Source organism: Methylobacterium sp. Leaf117 (genome assembly GCF_001422985.1).
In the GTDB taxonomy this organism is placed as follows: Bacteria; Pseudomonadota; Alphaproteobacteria; order Rhizobiales; family Beijerinckiaceae; genus Methylobacterium.
This window is the reverse complement of the sequence record NZ_LMNL01000017.1, coordinates 1-21,789: the sequence shown is the minus strand read 5'-3', so window position 1 is coordinate 21,789 and position 21,789 is coordinate 1. Positions and strand designations below refer to the sequence as shown.

28 protein-coding genes and 2 pseudogenes are annotated in these 21,789 nt (G+C 61.1%); 15 read left to right on the top strand and 15 right to left on the bottom strand.

Going from position 1 to position 21,789, the window contains the following annotated elements; translation table 11 throughout:
* Nucleotides 1-546: 546 nt before the first annotated feature.
* Nucleotides 547-1,248, bottom strand: coding sequence for a response regulator transcription factor CtrA (locus tag ASF57_RS11190; protein ID WP_056483255.1), 702 nt, complete (start codon nt 1,246-1,248; stop codon nt 547-549).
* A gap of 288 nt (nt 1,249-1,536) precedes the next feature.
* On the opposite strand from ASF57_RS11190, the pseudogene ASF57_RS11185 reads away from it, so the two are divergent.
* Nucleotides 1,537-2,290: pseudogene (locus ASF57_RS11185) on the top strand (IS6 family transposase).
* An 86-nt stretch (nt 2,291-2,376) separates the two neighbouring features.
* Here the strand turns inward: ASF57_RS11185 and ASF57_RS11180 are convergent.
* The gene (locus ASF57_RS11180; protein WP_156376096.1) at nt 2,377-2,610 is read right to left on the bottom strand and encodes a hypothetical protein; all 234 of its coding nucleotides are present in this window, start codon (nt 2,608-2,610) and stop codon (nt 2,377-2,379) included.
* A 169-nt stretch (nt 2,611-2,779) separates the two neighbouring features.
* On the opposite strand from ASF57_RS11180, the gene ASF57_RS25685 reads away from it, so the two are divergent.
* Entirely contained in the window at nt 2,780-3,025 is a 246-nt protein-coding gene (locus ASF57_RS25685; RefSeq protein WP_156376095.1) for a hypothetical protein, read from the top strand.
* A gap of 13 nt (nt 3,026-3,038) precedes the next feature.
* Here the strand turns inward: ASF57_RS25685 and ASF57_RS11175 are convergent, their stop codons facing one another.
* Complete coding sequence (locus ASF57_RS11175; protein WP_056483252.1) at nt 3,039-3,362, bottom strand: cupin domain-containing protein; 324 nt, start codon at nt 3,360-3,362, stop codon at nt 3,039-3,041.
* A gap of 472 nt (nt 3,363-3,834) precedes the next feature.
* Between ASF57_RS11175 and ASF57_RS11170 the strand changes: the two genes are divergently transcribed.
* The gene (locus ASF57_RS11170) at nt 3,835-4,344 is read left to right on the top strand and encodes a hypothetical protein (RefSeq protein ID WP_056483249.1); all 510 of its coding nucleotides are present in this window, start codon (nt 3,835-3,837) and stop codon (nt 4,342-4,344) included.
* A gap of 62 nt (nt 4,345-4,406) precedes the next feature.
* Here the strand turns inward: ASF57_RS11170 and ASF57_RS24695 are convergent, their stop codons facing one another.
* Nucleotides 4,407-4,676, bottom strand: coding sequence for a hypothetical protein (locus ASF57_RS24695; protein WP_082503868.1), 270 nt, complete (start codon nt 4,674-4,676; stop codon nt 4,407-4,409).
* 257 nt (nt 4,677-4,933) lie between these two features.
* On the opposite strand from ASF57_RS24695, the gene ASF57_RS25680 reads away from it, so the two are divergent.
* Nucleotides 4,934-5,110, top strand: coding sequence for a hypothetical protein (locus tag ASF57_RS25680; RefSeq protein ID WP_156376094.1), 177 nt, complete (start codon nt 4,934-4,936; stop codon nt 5,108-5,110).
* A gap of 47 nt (nt 5,111-5,157) precedes the next feature.
* Here ASF57_RS25680 and ASF57_RS11165 read toward each other — a convergent pair whose 3' ends face one another.
* From ASF57_RS11165 to ASF57_RS11150, 4 genes are all read right to left on the bottom strand, one after another.
* Entirely contained in the window at nt 5,158-5,487 is a 330-nt protein-coding gene (locus ASF57_RS11165; protein WP_056483246.1) for a hypothetical protein, read from the bottom strand.
* A 915-nt stretch (nt 5,488-6,402) separates the two neighbouring features.
* On the bottom strand, nt 6,403-6,663 hold the full coding sequence (locus ASF57_RS11160) for a hypothetical protein (RefSeq protein WP_056483243.1): 261 nt from the start codon (nt 6,661-6,663) through the stop codon (nt 6,403-6,405).
* 148 nt (nt 6,664-6,811) lie between these two features.
* Nucleotides 6,812-7,246 (bottom strand): hypothetical protein, encoded by a 435-nt coding sequence (locus ASF57_RS11155; RefSeq protein WP_056188205.1) that lies wholly within the window; start codon nt 7,244-7,246, stop codon nt 6,812-6,814.
* 5 nt (nt 7,247-7,251) lie between these two features.
* On the bottom strand, nt 7,252-7,851 hold the full coding sequence (locus ASF57_RS11150; protein WP_056483240.1) for a recombinase family protein: 600 nt from the start codon (nt 7,849-7,851) through the stop codon (nt 7,252-7,254).
* Nucleotides 7,852-8,159: 308 nt separating this feature from the next.
* On the opposite strand from ASF57_RS11150, the gene ASF57_RS11145 reads away from it, so the two are divergent.
* Nucleotides 8,160-8,630: a response regulator gene (locus ASF57_RS11145; RefSeq protein ID WP_056483237.1), complete on the top strand. Its 471-nt coding sequence runs from the start codon at nt 8,160-8,162 to the stop codon at nt 8,628-8,630.
* 293 nt (nt 8,631-8,923) lie between these two features.
* On the opposite strand, the gene ASF57_RS24690 is transcribed toward ASF57_RS11145, so the two are convergent.
* Nucleotides 8,924-10,447 (bottom strand): flagellin, encoded by a 1,524-nt coding sequence (locus ASF57_RS24690; protein ID WP_082503867.1) that lies wholly within the window; start codon nt 10,445-10,447, stop codon nt 8,924-8,926.
* A gap of 185 nt (nt 10,448-10,632) precedes the next feature.
* Between ASF57_RS24690 and ASF57_RS24685 the strand changes: the two genes are divergently transcribed.
* Nucleotides 10,633-11,034, top strand: coding sequence for a flagellar biosynthesis repressor FlbT (locus tag ASF57_RS24685; protein WP_082503866.1), 402 nt, complete (start codon nt 10,633-10,635; stop codon nt 11,032-11,034).
* Between the two features lie 63 nt (nt 11,035-11,097).
* Complete coding sequence (locus ASF57_RS11130; RefSeq protein WP_056483231.1) at nt 11,098-11,490, top strand: flagellar biosynthesis repressor FlbT; 393 nt, start codon at nt 11,098-11,100, stop codon at nt 11,488-11,490.
* A 500-nt stretch (nt 11,491-11,990) separates the two neighbouring features.
* On the opposite strand, the gene ASF57_RS11120 is transcribed toward ASF57_RS11130, so the two are convergent.
* From ASF57_RS11120 to ASF57_RS11110, 3 genes are all read right to left on the bottom strand, one after another.
* A protein-coding gene (locus ASF57_RS11120; protein ID WP_244476906.1) for an IS66 family transposase occupies nt 11,991-13,560 on the bottom strand; the annotation gives its coding sequence in 2 pieces (ribosomal slippage) (nt 11,991-12,173 and nt 12,175-13,560; 1,569 coding nt in all).
* Nucleotides 13,561-13,671: 111 nt separating this feature from the next.
* The gene (gene tnpB / locus ASF57_RS11115; RefSeq protein ID WP_056483226.1) at nt 13,672-14,019 is read right to left on the bottom strand and encodes an IS66 family insertion sequence element accessory protein TnpB; all 348 of its coding nucleotides are present in this window, start codon (nt 14,017-14,019) and stop codon (nt 13,672-13,674) included.
* Nucleotides 14,016-14,417 carry a transposase gene (locus tag ASF57_RS11110; RefSeq protein ID WP_056483223.1) on the bottom strand — a complete coding sequence of 134 codons (402 nt, stop codon included), beginning with the start codon at nt 14,415-14,417 and terminating at the stop codon, nt 14,016-14,018. The genes tnpB and ASF57_RS11110 overlap by 4 nt, the downstream gene beginning before the upstream one ends.
* A gap of 38 nt (nt 14,418-14,455) precedes the next feature.
* Here ASF57_RS11110 and ASF57_RS11105 point away from each other — a divergent pair, with 38 nt between their 5' ends.
* Nucleotides 14,456-15,043: a recombinase family protein gene (locus tag ASF57_RS11105; protein WP_082503862.1), complete on the top strand. Its 588-nt coding sequence runs from the start codon at nt 14,456-14,458 to the stop codon at nt 15,041-15,043.
* 10 nt (nt 15,044-15,053) lie between these two features.
* On the opposite strand, the gene ASF57_RS11100 is transcribed toward ASF57_RS11105, so the two are convergent.
* Nucleotides 15,054-15,446 carry a hypothetical protein gene (locus ASF57_RS11100; RefSeq protein WP_056483216.1) on the bottom strand — a complete coding sequence of 131 codons (393 nt, stop codon included), beginning with the start codon at nt 15,444-15,446 and terminating at the stop codon, nt 15,054-15,056.
* A 281-nt stretch (nt 15,447-15,727) separates the two neighbouring features.
* Here ASF57_RS11100 and ASF57_RS11095 point away from each other — a divergent pair, with 281 nt between their 5' ends.
* Together ASF57_RS11095 and ASF57_RS11090 are read left to right on the top strand one after the other, a co-directional pair.
* Nucleotides 15,728-16,003, top strand: coding sequence for a hypothetical protein (locus ASF57_RS11095; protein WP_056483258.1), 276 nt, complete (start codon nt 15,728-15,730; stop codon nt 16,001-16,003).
* Between the two features lie 37 nt (nt 16,004-16,040).
* Nucleotides 16,041-16,247 carry a hypothetical protein gene (locus tag ASF57_RS11090; RefSeq protein WP_056483213.1) on the top strand — a complete coding sequence of 69 codons (207 nt, stop codon included), beginning with the start codon at nt 16,041-16,043 and terminating at the stop codon, nt 16,245-16,247.
* 74 nt (nt 16,248-16,321) lie between these two features.
* Here the strand turns inward: ASF57_RS11090 and ASF57_RS26900 are convergent, their stop codons facing one another.
* Nucleotides 16,322-16,612, bottom strand: a complete 291-nt coding sequence (locus ASF57_RS26900; protein ID WP_082503861.1) for a hypothetical protein — start codon at nt 16,610-16,612, stop codon at nt 16,322-16,324.
* Nucleotides 16,613-16,937: 325 nt separating this feature from the next.
* Here ASF57_RS26900 and ASF57_RS11085 point away from each other — a divergent pair, with 325 nt between their 5' ends.
* From ASF57_RS11085 to ASF57_RS25675, 4 genes and pseudogenes are all read left to right on the top strand, one after another.
* Nucleotides 16,938-17,459 (top strand): MucR family transcriptional regulator, encoded by a 522-nt coding sequence (locus ASF57_RS11085; RefSeq protein ID WP_056483210.1) that lies wholly within the window; start codon nt 16,938-16,940, stop codon nt 17,457-17,459.
* Between the two features lie 339 nt (nt 17,460-17,798).
* Nucleotides 17,799-17,939 carry a hypothetical protein gene (locus tag ASF57_RS26415; protein WP_200935852.1) on the top strand — a complete coding sequence of 47 codons (141 nt, stop codon included), beginning with the start codon at nt 17,799-17,801 and terminating at the stop codon, nt 17,937-17,939.
* A gap of 147 nt (nt 17,940-18,086) precedes the next feature.
* Nucleotides 18,087-19,414: pseudogene (locus ASF57_RS11080) on the top strand (MFS transporter).
* 120 nt (nt 19,415-19,534) lie between these two features.
* Nucleotides 19,535-20,206 (top strand): hypothetical protein, encoded by a 672-nt coding sequence (locus ASF57_RS25675; protein WP_156376093.1) that lies wholly within the window; start codon nt 19,535-19,537, stop codon nt 20,204-20,206.
* 19 nt (nt 20,207-20,225) lie between these two features.
* On the opposite strand, the gene ASF57_RS11075 is transcribed toward ASF57_RS25675, so the two are convergent.
* Nucleotides 20,226-20,624 (bottom strand): DUF2513 domain-containing protein, encoded by a 399-nt coding sequence (locus ASF57_RS11075; RefSeq protein WP_162241559.1) that lies wholly within the window; start codon nt 20,622-20,624, stop codon nt 20,226-20,228.
* An 85-nt stretch (nt 20,625-20,709) separates the two neighbouring features.
* Between ASF57_RS11075 and ASF57_RS11070 the strand changes: the two genes are divergently transcribed.
* Nucleotides 20,710-20,934 carry a hypothetical protein gene (locus ASF57_RS11070; protein WP_056483203.1) on the top strand — a complete coding sequence of 75 codons (225 nt, stop codon included), beginning with the start codon at nt 20,710-20,712 and terminating at the stop codon, nt 20,932-20,934.
* Nucleotides 20,935-21,789 lie beyond the last annotated feature (855 nt).

Here is a 21,789-nt window from a genome sequence, read left to right as displayed (position 1 = left end):
GCGTCGAAGCCGTAACCGGCGTTGAAACCAGCGTAGAAGCCGGTCCAGGTGAACACCGGCACCGGCACGAACACCGGGGGAGCCGCGCGGCGCGGAAGGTCGGCTGCAGAGGCGGCGCCGGCGAGAAGAGCCGTAGCAGCGCTGGCGAGGATGAGCTTCTTGATCATGGTCTGTCTGCCGGGGAAATCAGATGCGCACTCTCGGTGCGGTGTGATCGGAACTTACCGACAAGGTAGACCTCACCACTAGTGCAGGCGTGCAACACCTAGAACAGATTGATGAAGCTCTCGATCGCCAAAGAATGCGTTAGGTTTTTACTTACCATATTTATTCTGGGCCGCAATAACTCACGAATAACGACTTGGTTCCAAAAAAACAGCCTGCAAGGCATGAAGCCGCAGGCTGTCAGTTCGTATTGATCTATCCGAGGACCAGAAAGGACAGATCTGTCGACAGACAGCATCCTCCTGCAAATTTCCGCAAGCCGAAAGAAGCGGCATTGCTCAGCTACGAATGATGGGAGCGCTGATCCTGTACCCGATACTTTCAGCCAGCTAAGGACTGCAGCTCTGGTACTCCGTCGTGGAGCACGTAACCGCGGCCCCAGACGGTCTCAATGTAGTTCTTGCCGCCTGAAGCGTTCGCCAGCTTCTTGCGTAGCTTGCAGATGAACACGTCGATGATTTTCAGCTCGGGCTCGTCCATGCCGCCGTAGAGGTGGTTGAGGAACATTTCCTTGGTCAGCGTCGTGCCCTTCCGCAGAGCCAGAAGCTCCAGGATCTGGTACTCCTTGCCTGTGAGATGCACGCGGTGACCCGCAATGATGGCCGTCTTCTCGTCGAGGTTCACGGCAAGATCGCCGGTGGTGATCACCGACTGGGCGTGACCCTTCGAGCGACGCACGATTGCCTGAATGCGCGCGACGAGCTCGTCCTTGTGGAAGGGCTTGGTCAGGTAGTCGTCGGCGCCAAAGCCGAGACCCTTCACTTTGTCCTCGATACCGGCCATGCCCGACAGGATCAGAATGGGGGTCTTGATCTTCGAGGCACGCAAGGATCGCAGCACCTCGTAGCCTGAGATATCGGGCAGCGTCAGATCCAATAGGATGATGTCGTAGTCGTAGAGCTTGCCGAGATCGATCCCCTCCTCACCCAGATCCGTGGTGTAGGTGTTGAAGCTCTCGGATTTGAGCATCAGCTCGATGCTCGCGGAGACGGAGGCATCGTCCTCGATCAGCAGCACGCGCATAGCCAGGATTCTCCAAAAGTTGAGGCATCCTGAACGGGCATTGGCAACAAACCGTTAAGGTTCAGCCGAGGCTCATCGTAGCAACGGTCGTGAGCACAGGGAAAAGGAGCTTGTCGCAAACCGTGCCGTGAGCCGCAGCAGAGGCCGGATTTGCCGCGTTTTCGGGTTTTGTTAACCGTCTGAAGTCCAAAGCAGACCCGAGGGGCCTTTCGCAAACGCGAGTGTGCGGGCGTTTACCCGACGTTGACCCTACGGCCTGCATGGCGCCTCCGTTTTCGGAGGCCGCCCATGATGCTGTCCGCTATCGCCGCCAAGCTGAAGCAGCGCTCCAAGGCTGACTTCAAGGGCCGGCACCACGAGGCGGCCCTGATCGTGCAGGCCGTCTCCTGGTATCTACGCTATCCGCTGAGCGACCGCGACATCGAGGAGTTGTTCTGAGGAGCGTGGCCTGGAGATCGATCACAGCACCCTGAACCGCTGGGTCGTGGCCTACGCGCCGCTGATCGAGAAGCGGTTGCCGCAGTTCCGCAGACCGCACTGCGGCTCGGTCCGGATCGACGAAACGGACATCAAGGTGCGCGGTGAGTGGCGCTACCTCTACCGGGCCGTCGATAAGCACGGCAATCCGGTCGACGTCCTGCTGACCGCCAACCGCGATCTCGATGCGGCCAAGCGCTTCTTTCGCAAGATGCTTTCGTCCGAGCCGTTGCTCGCCCCAGACCGCATCGGCACGGATGGCGCCGGCACCGACCCGCCGGCCATCGCCGAGAGCCGGAAGGCGGGCCTGCTGCCGGGAACGCCGATCCACTCCGTCACCAAGCATCTGCAGCAGGGGATCGAGAGCGACCACTTCAGAGTGAAGCGGCCGATGCCGCGGGTGGGCGGCTTCCGCTCGTTCAACACGGCGCGGCGCACGATCCAGGGCTTCGAGGCCATGCTCTGGCTGCGCAAGGGCTACGGCTTTGCCGGCGCATGGACCGTGCGCGAGCAGAACCGATTGCTCGCGGTCTGCTTCGGACTTCCACAGGCGAACAAAGCCTGAAAATGGGGAGGTAGAGGCCTTTCTACGCCCCATACCCAAGCTTGCAACAGGCCCGCTAAATCACGCCCAAGCCCGTCAGCAGCCCGCTAATGCCATTGAGAACGGTCTTTTGGGCCGACCATATCGACGTGGGCTTCAATCGCGGCTTTAACCTTGGAAAGCCCGGCTTCGGCGATGTCAGCGTAAGGGCAGAGCTTCGCCATGTCCCGCGCCCGCCGCCGCGCTGTGTGGGGCTTTGCGACAAGGCCCACGGCTACGGCGTCGAAGTACATTTTCCACTCGTCGCGGCTGTACGCATCCAACGTGGTCGCCCCCATCACGTCATGTGATCCCAAAGCCGCCTCCTAGCCGACGAGTGCTAACAAAATCGCGATCCCAGCCATAACCGCGCCTATGCGAACGGGGGGCGGGGGTCGCAAGGTGCGACTTCATTGCCTCAAATGTCGACCCTGATTATGTGCCCGCAGCCTTATCTGGTAACGACTGGTCATGCCTTCTTTAAAAAGCCAATCCCACCCCTTCAGCGTTCATCTCGCAAATTCCAAGGATGGAACTGACCGCTTCATCTGGCTCATCAATCAAAAAGGTTGTCCACGAAGGTTCTCTGGCAGCAGCTTTGCAACGTTTGAAGAAGCGCGTGTCGCGGTCAAAACCAAACTAGCAAGCTTAGTCATTGAGTGGCTTGCTGCTCAAAACGTAAATAAACTGAAGACTGCCGAGTTTTGCGCTTTGTAGCTGCTTAACATTCTTACTTGGCGAGCCCTATCAGGGCTTCCGCGCGCTTCACCTCGATCTCGATGAACGCGATAGGGTGATCGGATCCATTCATCACATCGTGTCGAATGCCGGCAGGTCGGCTGTAGGCTTGTCCTGCTGCCAACGAGGTGTCAGTGACCTGATCTCCGTCGTGAACCCTCAGTATGCCAGCCATCAGCATCACGACGAAATAGGGCCATCCGTGCTCATGCCACCCGGTGACCGCACCAGGCTCGAAGTCCCAGCGTGTAATCCGTAGGGTTGCATCGTCCTGTTGGATAGTAGCCACGGCGGGAATTGTGCACGCGAAGGCCATGAGTGCTCCTTCCTGAGCCTGGATGGTCCCGAGGACGCCTTGGCTTTTGCAAGCTGTAGGCCAGCTTGGCGACGATAATGTGGGCTCAGCTAAGTCATAGCGCAGGGAAGTCCTGCTCGTTCAGAAACGAAGCTTCTATCTCACCCAATTTCTGGGCTTCAGCCTCAGTTTCATAGGAGTCCGGCGCGCGGATCTTGTGTGCGCTCTCGGACGAGAGAAGTAGCCACCTATAGCGATATTCGTTCAGTGAACAGCGCCGCGTTACGACTCGGTAAGTTGGCTTTATTTGTTCCAGCATGTCGTTGCCATGTCATGCAGGCACGGCGTGACCAAGGCCGGGTGAACCCTGCGTCACTTCCCGCCCCTGCACATCCCAGCTTGTGATCTGCATCCCAAAAGGGACCCACCGGCTTCGTTTTAGATCAGGCGCTTAGCGTGCCGATCGGCGTCTAAATTATTCTGGATCACACACGTGGCTTCTCCCAAGATCCCGGCGGCTACCCTGGACCGCCTCGCCAAGCTCCTGCCCCACCTTGCCAGCGAGCATGATGGAGAGGTGGTCGCGACGGCTCGTGCCATCGGTCGGACACTCACCGTAGCGGGGTTGGACTGGCACGATCTCGCAGGGGCTATCCAAGCTCCGCTTCTTGAGGCCACCATGTCGGCTGCGCCAAAACGCTCCTCGTCGTCCGCCTTCAGAGACATCGACCCTTCCGCATCTTGCAGCCGGCCGGGGATGCGCCTGTGGGATACACAGCGTGTTGAGCCCTGGAGCCGGGCCGCCGGCTACACTCTCACCCTCGACTGGACGATCCCAAAGGCGTTCGGAGGTCGCTTCCTGACCAAGGCCGAGCGGGTTCGCCTCAAGGCGTTCGAGCGCTCCGTCCGTGTCACCAACGCAGATGCAGTTTGGATCGAGGAGGTCGTCGCTCTCGCGCACAAAGCCGCTGTAACATGGCGCGCCAGGGGGAAAGCAGCATGAGCCCAGACACGAAAACGGCGAGGCTTTCGCCCCGCCGCCGGTCGTCTTAAAGGTGTGAAGGCTTAGCGCCGGGGGCCACCTGCGGTTTGGCCGTACTGCTGAACCACAAAGTTCGGCTGACTGGCGTTGCCTTCCTGGGCGCTGTCGTGGCCACGACCATAACCGATAGAGCCGGTGGTGATGTCGTCGTAGCTGCGGCCCTCAAGGCCACCAGGGGCCGTCACGGCAGGGATGCCAGCGGGAGCGGTGTAGCTCTGGGCCAAAGCGGGCGAAGCAATCGCGCTCACGCTCAGGACGACAGCAGCAACAGCAGAAGCAATACGAGTGTTCATGGCACAATCCACTTGGGTTTGCGCGGTCTCCGTCGAAAGGCGGCTGGCCGTGACTTGTTCAGTGACCTTGATCTAGGCCTGTCTCAGTCGGAATGACGTGCCGTTTCGCACTCATGCATCAAACCAAGATTTCGAGTGGAGGAGCACGACCCATGATCCGACCGCGAACGACCGTACCCATCTCCGCGGCGCCTCTTGGACCCGAAGCAGCGCCTGCCCTGTCGTGACGGCAGGCCATCGTGCCGATCGCGGAAGCCATGCAGAGCCTCGTTGCAGCCGTTGAGAAACAGTCGACTGCTGGCCCGACTGTGAAGGCATTCCAGGCCGCGATCCGTCGCAACGCTGAGGAGGCTGCAGAGGCTGGTGGGCGCGAGGCCATGGAAGCCGCTCCTGATGGCGCGGAGCGGCGCGAGAATATCATCGACAAGGCATAGGCAGGCTTGAACGGCTGGCTGTCAGGGGCGCGCCAGCCGTGACGTCCTCAGTAGCCGTCGTAGAACCGCCGAGGGCGATCGTACTCATAGCTGCCGCGGCGGCCATAACTGTCTCCGTAGCCGTAGGGCCGTCCCTCGTAGAACCGGCGTGGTCCACCATAGCCGCCATAGCCGTAGCCGCGGTCATTCGGACGGCAGCGGCCCCATGGATTGGGATGGAAGCCAGGGCCGCAGCCTCCAGCGACGAACTCGACCACAGTATCACCGCGGCCTTGTTCGAAGGGATCGAACGAGAGGTCAGCGGCCTTGGCCGACGTCGCTAGGCCGAGCCCAGCAGCCAGCACAGCAGCTATTCTCAGCACCTTCACGCGCGTCATGACCTGAACCCTGTTGGCGTCCGATCTCAGCCTCAGCTGACCGGAGAAACCATAGGCTGCGCCCCAACCGCTGAACTGATACTGACAGAAGCGCGGCCATTCCGTTCAGGCAGCCTCAGACCGATGATCCCGAGGTGCTCTGCGTTGAACCCGACTGAGCGCGCCGCCTACAACGCCGGCATCAGTCCAGGCAGCTCATCACCGCGGCAAGCCTATCCATTCGGGCCTCTTGCCGTCCTGCCACCAGCAGCCGAAGGTCAGGCCATCGCCCAGGCAAGCACCAAGATACCACCTAGAAACATCCCGTAGGTGGCCACGACCGCGGCGACCTCGCGGTGATGGCGTAAGACGGAGCGAGTGAGTGACATTGGACGGGACCAGGAACAGGCGTGCGGCGTCTTTTTGATCGGCCAACTGTGCCAATGTGAGGGCCTCTAGCGCCTCAATGCACGAGAAACGTCCGCCGTATCGTGGCGGTCACATAAGTGGTTCGACGTGCGGCTTTCGCCGGACCGTCAAAATTTCGGATCTCTGGCGGCTGGGTTCTTATCGAGCGCCTGGATCACTGATTGCTCCGGCTACCGCAGCGGTCAGAGCTGCGGTCATCATGCCGATGAAGGTCACCGTGATCATGTCTCAGGCCCTTTGGAAGTGTGGCTCGGGCGCACCAGAGCGGTTGAATTTCGATATGCCTACCAATTCGTTTACGGGTGGTTAACCCTTACACGCAGCAGAAGACCCGCCGCGGCGGTAGCCGGGCGGGTCTCAAAGTCGGATCAGTGCGGCTGGGCCCTTACAGGCTCAGGAAAGCGTGAGCCGAGCCGACGATGGTGAAAGCAAGGCCTCCGGCAAAGGCTGCGATCATCGCGTAGGAAAAGCCTTTCAGCAGCATGGGGCGATCCTCGTGCTCCCCGATCAGCAGCGATTTCCGCCGGAGGTCTGGCCGTATTGCTGGGTGGGGAAATTCTGCTGGTTGGCATTGCCCTCAGCAGCCGAACTCATCGGGCAGCCGAGATAGGCCGGGGAACGGCCGACATCGTTGACCGAGCCCGTGGTCTCGACATCGTAGGGTGCGAACGCCGTGTAGCGGGAGGGGCTGTCGTAAGCCATCGCGGACGAGATCGGAGCAACGCCAAGGACAAGTGCGGTGGCGAGGGCGGCGATACGGGTCTTCATTGTGGCTTATCAACTCCATTGCAGGACGAACCAAGTCGTTGGCCCGTTTCTCTCTGCCTGAAGCTAAGATGGGGTGTCATTCTCATTCTTGACGTGCCGCTCAGCACGTGGTGAGCCGGATTAACGCCGAGGTCCGACCAGGAGAACCTCAAAAGCGCGGATAGGGACCACCGAAAAGATCCCCCAGAGCTTTGCGCCTGAACAAGGTATACCAGCGTCGGCGCTGATGTTCCGGTCGATCATGGTTCATGTGGCAGCGCTGACAAAAGGCGGCGAGGTTCTTGGGTCCGTTGTTGGCCGTGTCATGGTCGCGGTGCCCGGTTGCCAGGACCACGCGCGTGGTCCGGACACGCCCGAGGATGTCGTCGGCTCCGATCGCCAGACAGATGAAGTGCCCGGTCCCATCGCGCCAGGAGACAACCTCTGCGTCCCACCAGCGACCGTCGCCGAGATGGAATACGGTCTGCCCATGTGGGCGGGCACAGACCTCGCAGCGCCCCTTCGCCCGCTGGAAGCGGATCACGGCCGAGAGCTGGGGCCAGTCGATGGGGTAGAAGAAGCGGTGCTCGCGCCGGATCGGCATGCGCGTCAGTCCCGCTGTGCTGCTGCAGCTGCGGCGGCTTGGCTGCGAGCTCTCGCCTGGGGGAAGTAGCTGTAGAAGGTGTCCCGGCTCACCCCGAGGCGCTTAGCGATAGCCGCGATTGAGATCGTGCCCGAGTGCAACAGGGCGCGACCCACCTCGATGTCGGCTTCCGTGAGCTTCCTGGGCCGTCCTCCTTTGCGACCGCGCGCCAGGGCCGCCTTCAGGCCCTCCATCGTCCGCTCGCGGTTGAGGTCGAGGAAGTACTCGGCCATGGCGCCGTGCATCTGCAGGGCAAAGCGTCCATGCGCCGTGTCGCTGTCGAACTGCTCGGTAAGGGAGCGGAAGTGGACCTCTTTCACGCGAAGCGAGTCGATGGTGCGCATCATCTCGACGAGCGAGCGACCGAGCCGGTCGAGCTTCCAGACCACCAGCACGTCGGTCGGCCGGAGGTAGGCAAGCGCCGCCTCGAACTCAGGGCGCTTGGTACCCGCCTTTCCGGACTTCTTCTCCTCGAACAGGCGTTCGCAGCCGGCCTTGGTCAGCGCATCACGCTGCAGGTCGAGGTTCTGATCGAGGGTGGAGACGCGGGCATATCCGACGAGCATGTCGGGATAGTGATTCAAGCACGTTTAATCCGCAATAGAAATCCGGTCATATATTCCCGACACGACCCTGCTTGCATGGGGCCAATGTCTGGGTATCGGTTTCGCAATGTCGGGAAAGCGATCGTTTCCGCTACGCGCTGCAGCTTACGGAAGCGGTTCAAGCGCTCGACCACACATAGAGGGTCGGCATGACAGAGAGGACACGCGGCGGCCTGCTCGGCAGCGCTTCTACTAGGAAGGTAAGGTTTAGCTCGTAGCGATAGGGCTTGCCGTAGCGACGGGCGCCTGCGTCGACGAGGTTCCTGCACATGATCGGCGCTCCGAGCTTTCCTGATCTCTCCGCAGTCATCGCTGACGAGAGCCTCTACGTCCGCCGTATCGTTCGCGACATGCTGCAGCGGACTGGCATCCGACGGATACAGGAGGCGATCGACGGGGCAGAAGCGCTTGGCTGTATGGTCGAGGCCCGCCCTGATTTGGTGATCCTGGATTGGGATCTGGCCATCCTTTCGGGCGAGGAGGTTATTCGCCTTATCCGGAACGCGCGCACCTCCCCAGCTCCCACCGTGCCACTCGTCCTGATGATGGCTCGGCCTCAGAAGAACAGCGTCGAGAGAGCTGTCCGTTTGGGTGTGAATGAGGTTATCGCCAAGCCCTTCTCGCCCAAGACCTTGTGGTCCCGGCTGGACGAGGTGATCAATCGGCCCCGGCCTTATGAGACCGTCAAGAGCATGCTGCGCCCCGCGCCCAGGCGAGCAACGGGTGCCACAGCTTTCTAGGTAGGTGTCCTATCTGCTTGCCGTCGCGGGCGGAGCGGCTGGGCTCGATGCCTCGACCTTCGGGGCGCATAGCCTACGGGCTGGCTACATCACGACAGCGGCCGAGCGAGGCGCGGATCTCACTCGGATCATGGATCAGTCGGGGCACCGCGACCCGCGCACGGTCGTCGGGTACATACGCCGGGCGAACGTCTTCAAAGACCATTCGGGCTCCGGCTTTCTGTAGGCGGTGGCCTAAACGAAAACGGCCGGAGTTTCCCCCGGCCGCTCTATCGTCGTTGAAGCTAGTCTGCTTAGCGAAGGAGCTGCAGGATGCCCTGGTTCGCAGTATTGGCGAGCGAGAGCGCCGAAATACCGATCGACTGACGGGTCGACAGAGCCTGCGAATTCGCAGCCTCTTCGTTCATGTCCGCGTCGGTCAGGTTGCCCGAACCGGTCTTGAGAACGTCGATGATCTGCTTTGTGAAGTCCTGACGGGTCTGGACGACCGACAGGTTTGCACCAAGCGACGACGACTGGGTCTGAATGGTCGAAATAGCAGTCGTCAGAGTATCGCTCAGCGTATCAATTGCCGAATTGCTCTTAAAATCAATACCAGAGCCAGATGTTGTGGTAGCCGCCTGACCAATGCCAAGGTTGAACGAATTCAAAACACCGAAGTCAGTGTTATCGGACTTCTTCAGGGACACGTCGAGAGAATTGGACGCGGTACCAGTTTTTTCATTGAACTGAACCTTCAAATGGTCACCCTGAAGGAGGTTCACACCATTAAACCCGGAGTCAGTGCTCAGCTTATCCAACTGCGAAACCAGCGAGTTGAACTGGTTTGCCAGAGACTGACGGGTGGCACTGAGTGCCGCAGTTCCTGCCGCGAGGGTGCTCGTCGTTCCAGACGCACCATCGAGCGTCGTACCATTGATACCAGTAACGGCGATGCTGCTTGTGGTAGTATTGGCAAGCGACAGGTTTCCACCATTGTTCGTCGCAGTGACTTTTCCTGCAAGCAATCCATTGCTGCTAATAGCAGTTACTAACTGATCAGTCGTAAGAGCAGTCGTCTCTCCGACTTTAATACCGTTAGTAGAGTTTGTAAGGCCAGTACCAAAGCCGAGCGCGCCAGCTCCAGTTCCGGCAACTGTAACGTCAGCACCAGATGAGTCGGTAAGCTTGATCTGATTACCGACGTTGGCGGCGCTAATGGTGCTACCAGCACCGCTAAGCGACGAGTTGATGGCAGCGATCTGCTGGTCCACCGTGTTGCTGGCATTCAGACCCGTGATCGTTACCGCCGTACCGGTCCCCGACTGAATTGTTGCCGCCTGAGCAGCAGCGGCTTGACCGAACGTACCAGAGGCACCCTGCAACGTGGTTGCCGTTGCGCTCGTTGCAACTGAAACAGTCGAGATACTGACACTCTGGCTACCAACAGTGAAATTAAGAGCGGCGCCAGCAGTATTAGATGTATTAGAACCCGTAGTGGCAAGAGAAGTGCCAGGTGTAACAGTCCCAGTCGTGTCCTGACGTGCCTGCTTCGCAGTGGACTGAAGCTGCTGAACAAGACTGGTCATCGACGTCAGGCCCTTGTTGGCGGCCTGGATCGTCTGAATGCCGTTCGAAATGCCATCGAGAAGACCACCCAACTGCGTCTGGCGGCTATCCAAACTGGCTGCCGTGAAGAAGTTCACAGGGTTGTCCAGCGCACTCGAAACCTTCTTTCCGGTCGAGAGGTGCGCTGCGGTCGTGGTCTGGAGTGAAGCAACATCCTGAAGCGACGAAAGGTTGGCGCGAACACTGGCAGTGAGGTTGATACCGGACATAGGATGATCCTTTAGATCGAATGATCGCGCAATTTCAGGCGACACGTCCGATGTCGACTAGGAAGCTTCTCCAAACATTAATTCGAATTGCTAAATCTACATACTGCTCAAGAAATCGATTGTATGGTTAGTAGAATGTTAACGCATTATGTGGCAAGTAATCTGTATAAGCTGGGAACTGCATAATGGCGCTAAATATCGATTTAAAGCCACATGAGCGTATCATCATAGCGAACGTATCCGTCCGGAATGGCGACCGTCGCGCAAGATTGATCTTTGAAACCGAGGCGAAGTTCCTTCGAGAAAAGGACATGCTACCTGCTTCGAAAGCATCAACGGCTTGCGAGCATCTGTACATCATTCTGCAGGTAATATATTTTACCGATAACAATGTTGAATTAGAGGAAAAGTTTGTTTCCCTTTCCAATGAGATTATGAAAGCCTCCCCTAGCACGTCTTCATACATTGCGGAGATCTATACGCAGTTCACATCCGGAGAATACTATACCGCTTTGAAGGCGGGGCAGAAGCTTATGCGGTACGAAAAGGAGCTGCATGAACGATTGGCTTCACCCGTTACGGAATAGAACCTGAAATTCCATCAAATACTTACACCGAACATAAGATCCGACTCAAAAGGAGTTTGAAAAATGGCATTAAAGCTGACGATCAGACCTGGTGAAACAGTCTATATTAACGGCGCCGAGATCTGTAACGCAGGCTCCGGCGTCAGTCTCGTCATCAAAAACCATTGCCGCATCCTACGCGAAAGCGAGATGATCCGCGAAAGCGAGGCTACGTCGCCCTGTTCGAAGATGGTATTTGCGCTTCAGGAGATCGTTCTGAAAGAGAACCCCTTCGAGGAGTTGAACGAGCTTTCTCGATTAGCCGTCCAGATCTTACAGACCATGCCGAGCGCGGCACCCCAAATCCTGGAGATCCAACAGCTTCTCAGCGAGAAGAAGACGCACATTGCGTTCAAGAAGGGCAAGGCGCTGATGGCTCTTGAGGCTGACACCTTCCGCGAAGCCAAGGCGGGGTGACTACTTCGGGAACTGAGCTGCTGCGCGTCTCCTAGGCCTCTCAAGACGTGCTCTGGCATCAGCCGCTACTGGATCGCTGCGCCAGCTTTCCCGAGCCCCACACGGTCACCTGCCGCGTTCACACGGCCATTCCGCATGATCTGGGCCTGCAATTCCTTGATTGCTTGAACAGCATATGCCCGCGCCGTTTCGATGGCTCGTTTAGAGCGCCCGTCATAGGGTCCGGTCCTATCCCGCTCTATCAATTGCGCGACGCTCCCCAGCCGCTCAAGCACGACTCGGCGAGCCTCCCAAATGGCTCGGTCCTGCTCCAAAAAGCGTAGAGATCCGTCGACCAAGCGCATGGCGCCATCTACGAGCCCAGGATCACCGTCCCCAGTCCCTTTGATATGATCGCGTGCCGCCGACAGCACTCGATCGATATCTGCTCGAAGCTGAGTGTAACCATTCGGCCTGGGCCGCGGTCTGCCGATGGTGGAGGCCGACGACGTTGCTCTTGATTAGGCGGCGTGGCGGCGATCGAGGTGGCCGGCGCGCCAGCGCCAGGGCAGCAGCTCGGGCAGCCGTTTCTGCGGCGTCGCGGCGATGCGGGCAAGCGCGTCGGCCAGCCAGGCTTGCGGGTCGATGTCGTTGAGCTTCGCGGTCGTGATCAGCGTCGCCATGGAGGCGGCGTGATTGGCCCCCTCGGTCGGAGCCGGCGAAGAGCCAAGCCTTCCTGCCGAGGGCGAAGCCGCGCAGCGCGCGCTCGGCGGCGTTGTTGCTGAGGCAGACGCAGCCGTCGTCGAGGAAGCGGGCGAAGCGATCCCAGCGCTTGAGCATGTAGTCGATGGGCTTGGCGACCGTGGAGGAGCGCGAGAGCTTGCCCCGCTGCTCTTCCAGCCAAGCATGCAGCTCTTCGACCACGGGTCTGGCCCGCTCCTGCCGGACGCACCGGCGCTCCTCGGCATTGAGCCCGTTGATCTCGCGCTCGATGGTAAAGAGGAGGTCGATGCGACGGACCGTCTCCAGGGCGATCGGCGAGACGGGCGCGGCGGAGGGGCCGCGACGCGCGCTGGCTGCGACGTCGGCGAGTTCGAAGAACCCGCGGCGTGCGTGGGCCCAGCACAGCGCTGATGTAACGGCTCCACCTTTGCGGGCGGGAGCGTAGAGCCCGTTGTAGCCGCCATAGGCGTCGGCCTGCAGCACACCACACCAGCCCGCCAGATGCTCGTCGGGGTGTTCCTGCCGTCGGTCGCGCGAGGCGAAGTAGAGCGCCGCGGGCGGGTCGGCGCCGCCGAAGGGGCGGTCGTCGCGCACGTAGGTCCAGATCCGGCCCGTGTCGGTCTTGCCCCTGGCCAGGATCGGCACCGTCGTGTCGTCGGCGTGCAGCCGTTCCGCAGCAAGCACATGTGCCTTGATCAAAGCCTGCAACGGCGCCAGCGCCACCGTCGCAGCCCCCACCTGGTCGGCCAGGGTCGAGACGGAGAGGTCGACGCCTTCTCGGGCGTAGCGCTCGCTTTGCCGGTTCAGGGGCTGATGCTGCCCGAACTTCTCAAACAGGATCGTCGCCAGGAGGTTCGGGCCGATGAAGCCGCGCGGCGTTACGTGGAAGGGCGCGGGCGGCTGCGTGATCGCTTCGCAGGCGCGGCAGGTGAACTTCTCGCGCACGGTCTGGATCACCTTCCAGCTGCGCGGCACGACCTCCAAGGTCTCGGTGACGTCTTCGCCGAGCTTCGACAGCTTCATGGAGCCGCAGCATGGGCAGCTGGTCGGCGCCTGCACCACGATATGCTCGCGCGGCAGGTGCTCCGGAAAGGGCTTGCGTGACGGACGGCGGCGTAGCGCCGGAGCCGGCAACGAGGCTTGCAGCGCCGCAGCCTCCGCCGCGATCTCGTCCTTCGTAGCCTTGGCCTCCAGCTCCTCAAGCTGCAGTTCCATCTGGTCGAGGAGGCGAGCCGTGCGCTCCGAGCGCTGGCCGTAGAGCTCGCGCCTGAGCTTCTCGATCATCAGCTTCAGATGGGCGATCGTGGCCTCGACGGAGGACGCTGCGGCTTGCGCTTCGATCCGCTTCGCACGCTCGCTGAGGATCATGGCGTGCGCCGCCGCCAGATCGGCGGGCAGCGCGGGCGAAGCAGGCGACGCGGCGGTGTTGCTCACACCGAGGATGGAATCACATCCTCCTGCAAACACAAGCAAAAAGGCCTATCCGATCGCCGTCGGACGCCATGTCTCCACCGGATTGCGCCAGTCGATGCCCGAGAGCAGATACCCCATCTGCGCGGGTGTGATCGCGACGACCCCGTCGGCCGGGGATGGCCACAGGAAGCGGCCCTTCTCCAGCCGCCGCACGTAGAGGCTCGCCGCCTGCCCATCGTGCCAGATCACCTTCAAGAGATCGCCCCGGCGCCCGCGGAAGCAAAAGACGTGGCCGCCGAGCGGATCGCGCTTCAACACCTCCTGCGCCAACAAGGCCAGCGAAGCGAACCCCTTCCTCATGTCGGTGTGACCGGTGGCCAGCCAGACCTTCACACCAAGCGGAACCGGGATCATCTCAGGGCCTCCAGACCCCGCGCCAACGCAACCACCGCGTCGACCTCAATGCCGCCTTCGACAATGATCCGGCGGCCCGCGGACAGCACGATCTCCACCCGCGACGTCCGCTCAAGCCGCGATGCTGGATCCCGATCCCTGCTGGCGCCGTCCAGCAGCGGTGCCGGCACCCGTGCTGGACTGGGCGGCCCTGGATCCGAGGCGACCGCCACAGCCAGGAAGGCGGCCGGAGCCGACCGCGCTTCCAGCCGCTCGCGCCAGCGATAGATCTGCTGCGCCTGGATGCCGTGGCGCTTGGCCGTCGCGATCACGTTGCCGCTGGCCAGGGACTCCGTGACAACAGCGCGCTTCTCCTGAGGACTCCAGCGGCGGCGCCGGATGTAAGTCGCATCGTCCACCCGAGCATCTCCAGCATCGATGCCGGCACCGATGCCGGATCAGAACACCGGAAAGCTGGACGCCAGCAGACCTCGGAGCAAGGCGGCCTACGCCGGATGCGTACGAACAGGAAGCGGGCCTAGATGCTCAAATTCGAGCGCTGACGGCCCTCGGCTGTGAAAGGGTATTCCGGGAGCAGGTCTCTGCCTTTGGCCAGCGTACGGCCTTACAAGAGGCCGTCGCGTTCTGCCGTGAGGGCGACACCTTGGTGGTGACGAAGCTCGACCGCCTCGCGCGCTCCGTCACCCATCTCGGCAGCATCCTCTTGGAGCTTGAAACGAAGGGTGTCGCGCTTCGGATCGAGAACCTGGGGGTCGATACCTCGACCCCGACCGGAAAGCTGATGCTCAACGTCCTCGGCGGCGTCGCCCAGTTCGAACGGGAGATGATGCTGGAGCGCCAATGCGAGGGCATCGCCAAGGCCAAGGCAAAAGGCGCCTACAAAGGTCGGAAGCCGACTGCACGTGCCAAGAGCGCAGAGATCAAGGCGTTAGCGGCCGAGGGCCTATCCATGGCCGCTATCGCGGCGAGGCTTGGCATCGGCAAGGGGTCCGTGCATCGGGCGCTGAGCGCAAAGGCTGAGTGAGAGGGTCCGCCTACGACGTAGCGGCGGATGCAGTTCCGCTTCCGTTCAGGGTCGCGCCTCGCTCACGGATCAGCGCCTGCTCTCGGCGGTTGAGGTCTTCGGGAAGGACGTTCTCAAGGATCGTGAGGACGACCATGCGTCCCTCGGAGGCCGCCGTAGCCAACTCGCGGTGCACCTGGCGGAAGCCCTCTGGCGATGCCTTGCGGTAAGGACGCTTATCGAGGATGCGTTCGACGTTGGCGCGGTACTCACGCATCGGGCGGCTCCGGCGCGTGTATTTGCCTACATAGCGTCGGATCGAGCCATCCGGGTATGTGATCGCCCACTCGTAGATGCCGGGCTTGTCGAGGGTAACGCCCTCCGGGATCTCGACCTTAGGGTTTAGCCGGTACTCTCTCGCCATTCGCCTGACCTACCACGAACGTCCGAGGGAGCAACTCTGGTCCAGCAAAGAGGCGCCTCGTTTCCGAGACGCCTGACAATACCTACCGTCCTCGAAGGAAGAAGAACCAGACCAGGATCAGGACGGGGATCGGAACGCCCAAAAGCCACAGTAAGCTACCCGTCAGCATTTTCTTCTCCTTGGTACTGCTTCTGCAACCTCGTGGTACGAAGATCCGTTCCTAGGAGGACAGCTCGTATCGAGCGGCCATCAGACCGATCACCTTTAGCCGAAAGTCCATGATGAGCCGTCCCAGTCGCGTTGCTCTGCCCTGGTACGCCGCGGAGCACTACGAGGCGCTTCGCCAGAGCCTGTCCGATGGCGGGAAGCTGCCGGCGCAGTACGAGGCTTGGCGGGCTTCCACCGAACAGGTCGAGCGAGAGGTGCAATGCAGCGGCGTCGAGGTCGTGCGCGTGCCGATCGAACCGGGCGTGTTCAGTGCATGGTGCGAGATCGCGGGCTTGCCTTCCGACGGTGCTGCCCGGGCCCGGTACGCTGCTGCAGCTCTGGAGCGCTGAGCGCTCCAGAGCAGGAACCACGAAGCAGGAGACGCATATGCGCGAGTTGTACGCCAGTTCGAACGGGGATCGCTGGGACCTGATGGTCGACGCCTCCTCAGGCCACACCTTCGTGCGTCACACAGCCAATGAGCCGTCAGGTGGGCACTTGGTCGACATGGCTCTGCCGATCTTCCTCAGCCTCGATAGCGGCGGCCCCGAGCACCAGGCTCTCTGGGGTTTGATCCGGACGCTTGTTGCGTAACCGAGACGCAGAACGAAGAAACCCGCCTCGGCCGGAGCCAGGCGGGCGAAGGATCGTTGAAGGCCTATCGGGCTCTACAGGCCGCCAGCATCACCTGAGCCACCGCCAGCGCTGGCGGCGCTGCCGGCGCGCAACGGCTGCGTAGCATTTCCACCTGCAGCAGAGTTCGAGGTGATTGTGTCGGCTCCGGTAGCGCCACGCGATCTAACCCGGGTAGGGCGGCCGCCAGTGTTGTTCTGCATGTTGGTCACGACGCCGCCACCCCGCTTCTTGGTCCGCGAGCATGCATCGGCCTCGGTGCTAATCTGCACGAGGACGAAGGAAGACAGCGCTAAAGCACACGTCGAAAGCATCAATTTTTTCATGGCGACTTCTGCTGTTCACAGAATGAAATCACGGCAAGCCAAGAGTTTCCGACGCGCCAAGTAGCGTTCGCTTCCTTGAAACGAGTGAGGCCTGCCCCGCGCAACACGGAACAGGCCTCAAGATGTCTTCACCCTACGTCCCACCCGGTCCAAGACCAGCAACCGCATCTCTGGGAGAGCATAGGCACGCTCCGCGGTAGCGTACCCTACGATCTAAATGCGACGAGCATCTTTACATCGCGAAGGGGGGGGCTAATCAATGTATTTGCCCGCAGCGCAGATCATAGTAAGGCACTGCGAGATCATCAGGCCATAAGGATTTCACGTGCTCGACACACCCGAAGAAAACGCGCTCCAAGAAACCGCCGTCGATTACGTGGATATTACCGCCGACATCGTCTCGGCCTACATCGCCAACAACTCCGTCCGGCCTGCCGAACTGAGTGAGCTGATTGCCTCCGTGCATCAGACGCTCAAGGGTCTGGGCGGGCCTGCTACGCCAGCCGCGGACCAGATCGAGAAGCCGACCCCAGCTGAAATTAAGAAATCGATCACGCCCGATGCCCTCATCAGCTTTGAGGACGGCAAGCCCTATAAGACGCTACGCCGCCACCTTACGATGCGAGGACTAACGCCTGAGGCCTACCGAGCGAAGTACGGTCTCTCACGCGATTACCCGATGACCTCGGCAACCTACTCGGCGCATCGTTCCGAGCTTGCTCGTTCGCTGGGGCTCGGACAGCAGCGGAGAGGCTGGAGCAAGGCTGCTGAGCCAGATGGGACAGTCTCAGAAGCGTCGGCCGAGCCGAAGAAGAAGAAGGCTGGACGAGCAGCTAAAGCCTCATGAGTGAAGTCAGCTGTCGGTAGGTATGTGACCGCCAAGCGACAGTCGATGTTTTACCTTTGTTCCACAGGTGGAAGGCCTCGCGCGGCGCCGTGCATGCAGGCAGATATGGTCGGAGCACACCCGCCTCTGGTCTCCTCCCATGCTGCTAGCTTCCCGCTCCGTCCTTCAGCAGCACCGTGAGGTCGCCGCCGTGATGGCGACCTACGGGATGTTCCTTGGCGGCATCCTGGTGCTCGCCTGGGCCATCTCCTGAAGATTGGACGCCCAGGGATGATACGCAGGTAGGAACGCTTCCGATCGCAAGTGCTTTGCTCCCCACGACATCCAGGGAGCGAAGCCGTGATCAACGCCGATAAGCCACTGCCCGGCGCCGACCTCCAGCCCATCGAGGATGCGCCGGAACAGCCTGAGAAGAAGCCGCCTACGATCCCGGAGGAAGACAAGCCGGAGATCAAGGACACTGAGGTGCAGCCGACTTAGGCCGACACAGTGCTGCTGCCTACCGAATGAACGAAGCCCCGGACCGCTTAGCGGCCGGGGCTTCGTTCATTGGTCGCGGGCTGAGAACCAATAGGGATAACATCAGCTGAGCCTGTCTCGGACGGGCAGGGGCGGAGAGAGCCGAGCATGAGCCAAGCGGTCGTGGCAAAACCTAAGGCGACGCCCTTCTGGTCGGCGCTGTTCACCGATCGACGGATCGCACCGGCCCTCGGCCTCGGCTTCACGTCTGGCATCCCGTTCCTTCTCGTCTACTCGACGCAGTCGGCCTGGCTCTCCGACATTGGGATCTCGATCGCGACCATCGGGCTCCTGAGCGAACTGACGCTTGCCTACAAGTTCAAGTTCCTGTGGGCGCCCTTCCTCGACCGGTACGATCCGCCCCTCCTCGGACGCTTCCTGGGCCGAAGACGCGGCTGGATCGTTGTCGCGCAGCTCGGCGTCATGCGGCATCCGCAGGCATCGCCTTCGGCGATCCTGCGCATCAGCTCGCCTGGACGATTGCCTTCTCGCTGGCCCTCGGGTTCGCTGGTGCAACGCTCGACCTCGTCATCGATGGCTGGCGCATCACCAGCGTGCGACCTCCCGAGAAGCAGGCGGTGCTCTCATCCTGGACGGAAATCGGCTGGAGGCTCGGCAATCTCGCAGCGGGGGCAGGCGCGTTGTTCCTGGCCGATAGGATTGGCTGGCGCGGTGCCTACCTGTGCATGGCCGCGCTGATGCTCCCGGGTATGCTGGCCGCCGTACTCGCGCCCGAGCCGCCCTCGGACAAAACTCCCCATCTAGCCAGATCAGGCTTCCTCGACACGATCTGGGCGCCAATCCGCGAGTTGCTAGGTCGGCTGGGACCGATGGCGCCGGTCATCCTATTGCTCGTCGCCGGTTTCCGTATGCCGGGCTACGTCGCGAGTGCGATGGCCATTCCGCTGTTCAAGCACCAGGGTTTCTCGAACACCGACATCGCCACCGTCACCAAGCTCTTCGGCTTCTGGATCGCTCTGGGCGGCACCTTCCTGGCCGGCGCCCTCATCCCGCGGATCGGCATGTTGCCGAGTCTCCTCATCGGTACCGTGGCCGGCTCGGCCTCGCATTTGAGCCTTGCCTACCTCGCTGCGCACGGGGGTGATGGCGGGACGGCGTTCTGGACATTTGCGGCCGCCGTTGGCGTCGAGGGCTTCGCCTACGCCTTCGCGTCGGTCGTGCTAATCACCTACATGTCGACCCTGGCATCGACGGATCATGCGGCAAGCCAGTTTGCGCTCCTGACGTCGCTCTGCGCCTTCCCGGGCAGCGTACTGGCAGGCTTCTCCGGCTTCGCGATCGAGCACACAGGCTTCACTTGGTTTTTCGTCGCGACGTCGTTGATCGGGCTTCCGGTGGCAGGGCTTGCCGTCTACGTCTGGGCCAAGGTCGGCATCTCCGACGAAGCCGCTCCACGGACCGTTCCGGGACATTGAAGTGGGTACATGGGCAACACGGCCTCGAACGCCGCTCATCCAGATAAGCGCATCTATGTTCCTTAAAGCGCGGCGCTGGCACGAGGCCGCGACCCGGGCGCCAGAGCCGACGAAGCCCTGGTGGCGCCGGCTGGCCGGCTGACCGAGGCTATGGATTGGCCTGCCTTCATCACCAGCACGAAGGACGTGCTGACAGCCGGCGCCGCGATATTCGCGACCGTCACCGGATGGCGTGCGCTCAACCGCTGGCAGACTGAGAGTGTCGGGAAGCGCCGCCTGGAAGTCGCAGGAGATGCCCTGGCAGGCTTCTACCAGATGCGGGAGATCATCAGATCCGTGCGCGCTCCCCACATCAATCGTCGGGAGATGACGCCGCCTGAGGGCGCCACAGACAAGAGCCGTCTGAACCCGTTTTACGGAATACAGAACAGGATTTCACAGCACTCCGAAGAAATCGGAGCATTTTTCTCAAGTAAGCACATATTTTCTGCGACCTTTGGTCCTGAATATGAGCAACCTTGGTACGAGATAAGCGATGTATTTCTAAAAATTAATATCGCCGTAGATGTTTTAGTAGCTAGCAGAGGCAAAGTCGGCGGCGACGATGGTCTAAATCCAGATATTTACCTTGATCTTACTCGTATCGTAGCCCGCAGAGATAGGGACGACGAAGTTGGGGCGCAGGTCGATGCTGCCGTCGCGGAGATGGAGAAGGTGTGTCGTCCGATCATGGGACGTTATGCACCCGCGCTAGAGCGAGATCGTCTATGGCGCCGCCGCCTCGGCGGTTAATCCTGGCCCAAGATGCGGGCTAGAGCAGCGGGAGCCCGAGCTTCTGAAGCTCCTGCTTGGCGTAGGCTTTCCCGAGTTCCAGGATGAAGCCGAAGCCGGCGCCGCCTACCTTGGAGGCACCTTCCTTCGTCTTTCGCCACACCGCGGGATCGCGGATAGCATCCACGAAATCGTGCCCCTTCCACGTCAGCCCGACAACCTCGATTTGGTTATAAGGCGCGTCTTCTCGCCATAGCGGCGAGTTTCCGCTAAGGTTTATAAGCTCTGCCTGTACCATGATAGCTATATGATGCTTGAGCTTCATAAGCTCATACATCTGATCGTCGGTTTCTACTTTCAGGGTGTCAAAATCGAAGGTATACCTTCCTTCCTCGATCTCGATCAGGATACTCCTAACAAGGTCCATATCCCGCTTCATCGCTTCCCCCGACGTGCTGCCGTGTGCGTGGCTCTGGCGGCGTCCCACGATGACAGTCGCGCACCGCCTGGGGTAGACCCCTGGCATGAGCGACACGAGCCAGCGCAGCGCCGACTTCCTCGCCGTCGTCGTAGAGAACGCGGAGCTTCGGCAACAGCTCGCAGAGGTTCAGGACCAGTGCATCGAACTCGCGGTCGACGCGGGCGAACAGCACGCCGAGAACGAGGCGCTACGGCGCCGGCTGGCCCAGGCAGAGCAGGAGCGCGATGATTGGCGCGCCGAGGCCGAACGGGCCCGGCGCACGGGCTGATCGTTGGGGAGCGCTCACAGCGCCCTCTTGGCTGCCCTGGGCCGCCAGGGTAGTTGCACCAGGCGCGACGCAGATGCCGGCCCCAGGGCCTCGCTCACGTCCCGTTGCCAGGGCTTTGGCGAGACCGCAGCGGGAGAGGGCAGGGGCCGCCTTGGGCGCCCCTGCCTGCCCCCGGCTTTGACGCCTGTGAGGCCCGCCGTTGGGGATGGGGCTGTTTCCCTACCCTGCCTTCCACGCGAGAACTTGGTCCCGGAGCTTAAGGTCATTCCGGCAATTACGGCACAGGTTCTGTGAAGGGCTCGCAAAAAAGCGCTCCGAAATTAATCTCGGAGCGCCGTTGTCTTGCCCTTCGGACCTTCATTCTCGGCTGGTCCTTCGTGCTCAGGGTGTCACAGGGACGGTACCAAAGCAGCCAGTGTGCTGGCTGTGAAGCCGATGACGAGAGATCCGAAGGGCGTCGACGGGTTAGTGAGTGTCTGGATCATGGAGAAAGCCTCTGCGCTGGGTGTGATGATGAAAATCATAACGACGGCGAAGAAGATCAAACCCCTCCATTTTGGGCTGCCTCGCACCGCGAGCACAGTCCATGGGACACCCCCCCTGCTCAGGACCGTAGTGAATATCGCAATCCGCGGCACAGCTTGCAAGTGATGCTGCCGCGAAAGTCGAGTGGATGCGTTTCTTGTAGTAAAAACGACGGTATTTCCGACATCAGGCTATGACGGGAGTCGTCCTGATCCGCTCGTAGAGCGGACTTGCGGGTCCCGACCCAACCCGGTCGCCTGGTTCACTACGGGCGCTTCTCCTAAGCGGTCGTTCGTCGGCCGTCCGGCAACCTCGGCTCGGGGTGGGTAT

Bases quoted from the DNA above. Each gene is read 5' to 3' on its own strand.
- ASF57_RS11070 (WP_056483203.1), top strand. From the start codon at position 20,710: ATGAGCGACACGAGCCAGCGCAGCGCCGACTTCCTCGCCGTCGTCGTA.
- ASF57_RS24685 (WP_082503866.1), top strand. From the start codon at position 10,633: ATGGCGCTAAATATCGATTTAAAGCCACATGAGCGTATCATCATAGCG.
- ASF57_RS11090 (WP_056483213.1), top strand. From the start codon at position 16,041: ATGCGCGAGTTGTACGCCAGTTCGAACGGGGATCGCTGGGACCTGATG.
- ASF57_RS11155 (WP_056188205.1), bottom strand. From the start codon at position 7,246: ATGCCGATCCGGCGCGAGCACCGCTTCTTCTACCCCATCGACTGGCCC.
- ASF57_RS24695 (WP_082503868.1), bottom strand. From the start codon at position 4,676: ATGAACACTCGTATTGCTTCTGCTGTTGCTGCTGTCGTCCTGAGCGTG.
- ASF57_RS11100 (WP_056483216.1), bottom strand. From the start codon at position 15,446: ATGGCGAGAGAGTACCGGCTAAACCCTAAGGTCGAGATCCCGGAGGGC.
- ASF57_RS24690 (WP_082503867.1), bottom strand. From the start codon at position 10,447: ATGTCCGGTATCAACCTCACTGCCAGTGTTCGCGCCAACCTTTCGTCG.
- ASF57_RS11160 (WP_056483243.1), bottom strand. From the start codon at position 6,663: ATGAAGACCCGTATCGCCGCCCTCGCCACCGCACTTGTCCTTGGCGTT.
- ASF57_RS25685 (WP_156376095.1), top strand. From the start codon at position 2,780: ATGCCTTCTTTAAAAAGCCAATCCCACCCCTTCAGCGTTCATCTCGCA.
- ASF57_RS11175 (WP_056483252.1), bottom strand. From the start codon at position 3,362: ATGGCCTTCGCGTGCACAATTCCCGCCGTGGCTACTATCCAACAGGAC.
- tnpB (WP_056483226.1), bottom strand. From the start codon at position 14,019: ATGATCCCGGTTCCGCTTGGTGTGAAGGTCTGGCTGGCCACCGGTCAC.
- ASF57_RS26900 (WP_082503861.1), bottom strand. From the start codon at position 16,612: ATGAAAAAATTGATGCTTTCGACGTGTGCTTTAGCGCTGTCTTCCTTC.
- ASF57_RS11165 (WP_056483246.1), bottom strand. From the start codon at position 5,487: ATGACGCGCGTGAAGGTGCTGAGAATAGCTGCTGTGCTGGCTGCTGGG.
- ASF57_RS11145 (WP_056483237.1), top strand. From the start codon at position 8,160: ATGATCGGCGCTCCGAGCTTTCCTGATCTCTCCGCAGTCATCGCTGAC.
- ASF57_RS11095 (WP_056483258.1), top strand. From the start codon at position 15,728: ATGAGCCGTCCCAGTCGCGTTGCTCTGCCCTGGTACGCCGCGGAGCAC.
- ASF57_RS11075 (WP_162241559.1), bottom strand. From the start codon at position 20,624: ATGAAGCGGGATATGGACCTTGTTAGGAGTATCCTGATCGAGATCGAG.
- ASF57_RS25680 (WP_156376094.1), top strand. From the start codon at position 4,934: ATGCAGAGCCTCGTTGCAGCCGTTGAGAAACAGTCGACTGCTGGCCCG.
- ASF57_RS11150 (WP_056483240.1), bottom strand. From the start codon at position 7,851: ATGCTCGTCGGATATGCCCGCGTCTCCACCCTCGATCAGAACCTCGAC.
- ASF57_RS11130 (WP_056483231.1), top strand. From the start codon at position 11,098: ATGGCATTAAAGCTGACGATCAGACCTGGTGAAACAGTCTATATTAAC.
- ASF57_RS11190 (WP_056483255.1), bottom strand. From the start codon at position 1,248: ATGCGCGTGCTGCTGATCGAGGACGATGCCTCCGTCTCCGCGAGCATC.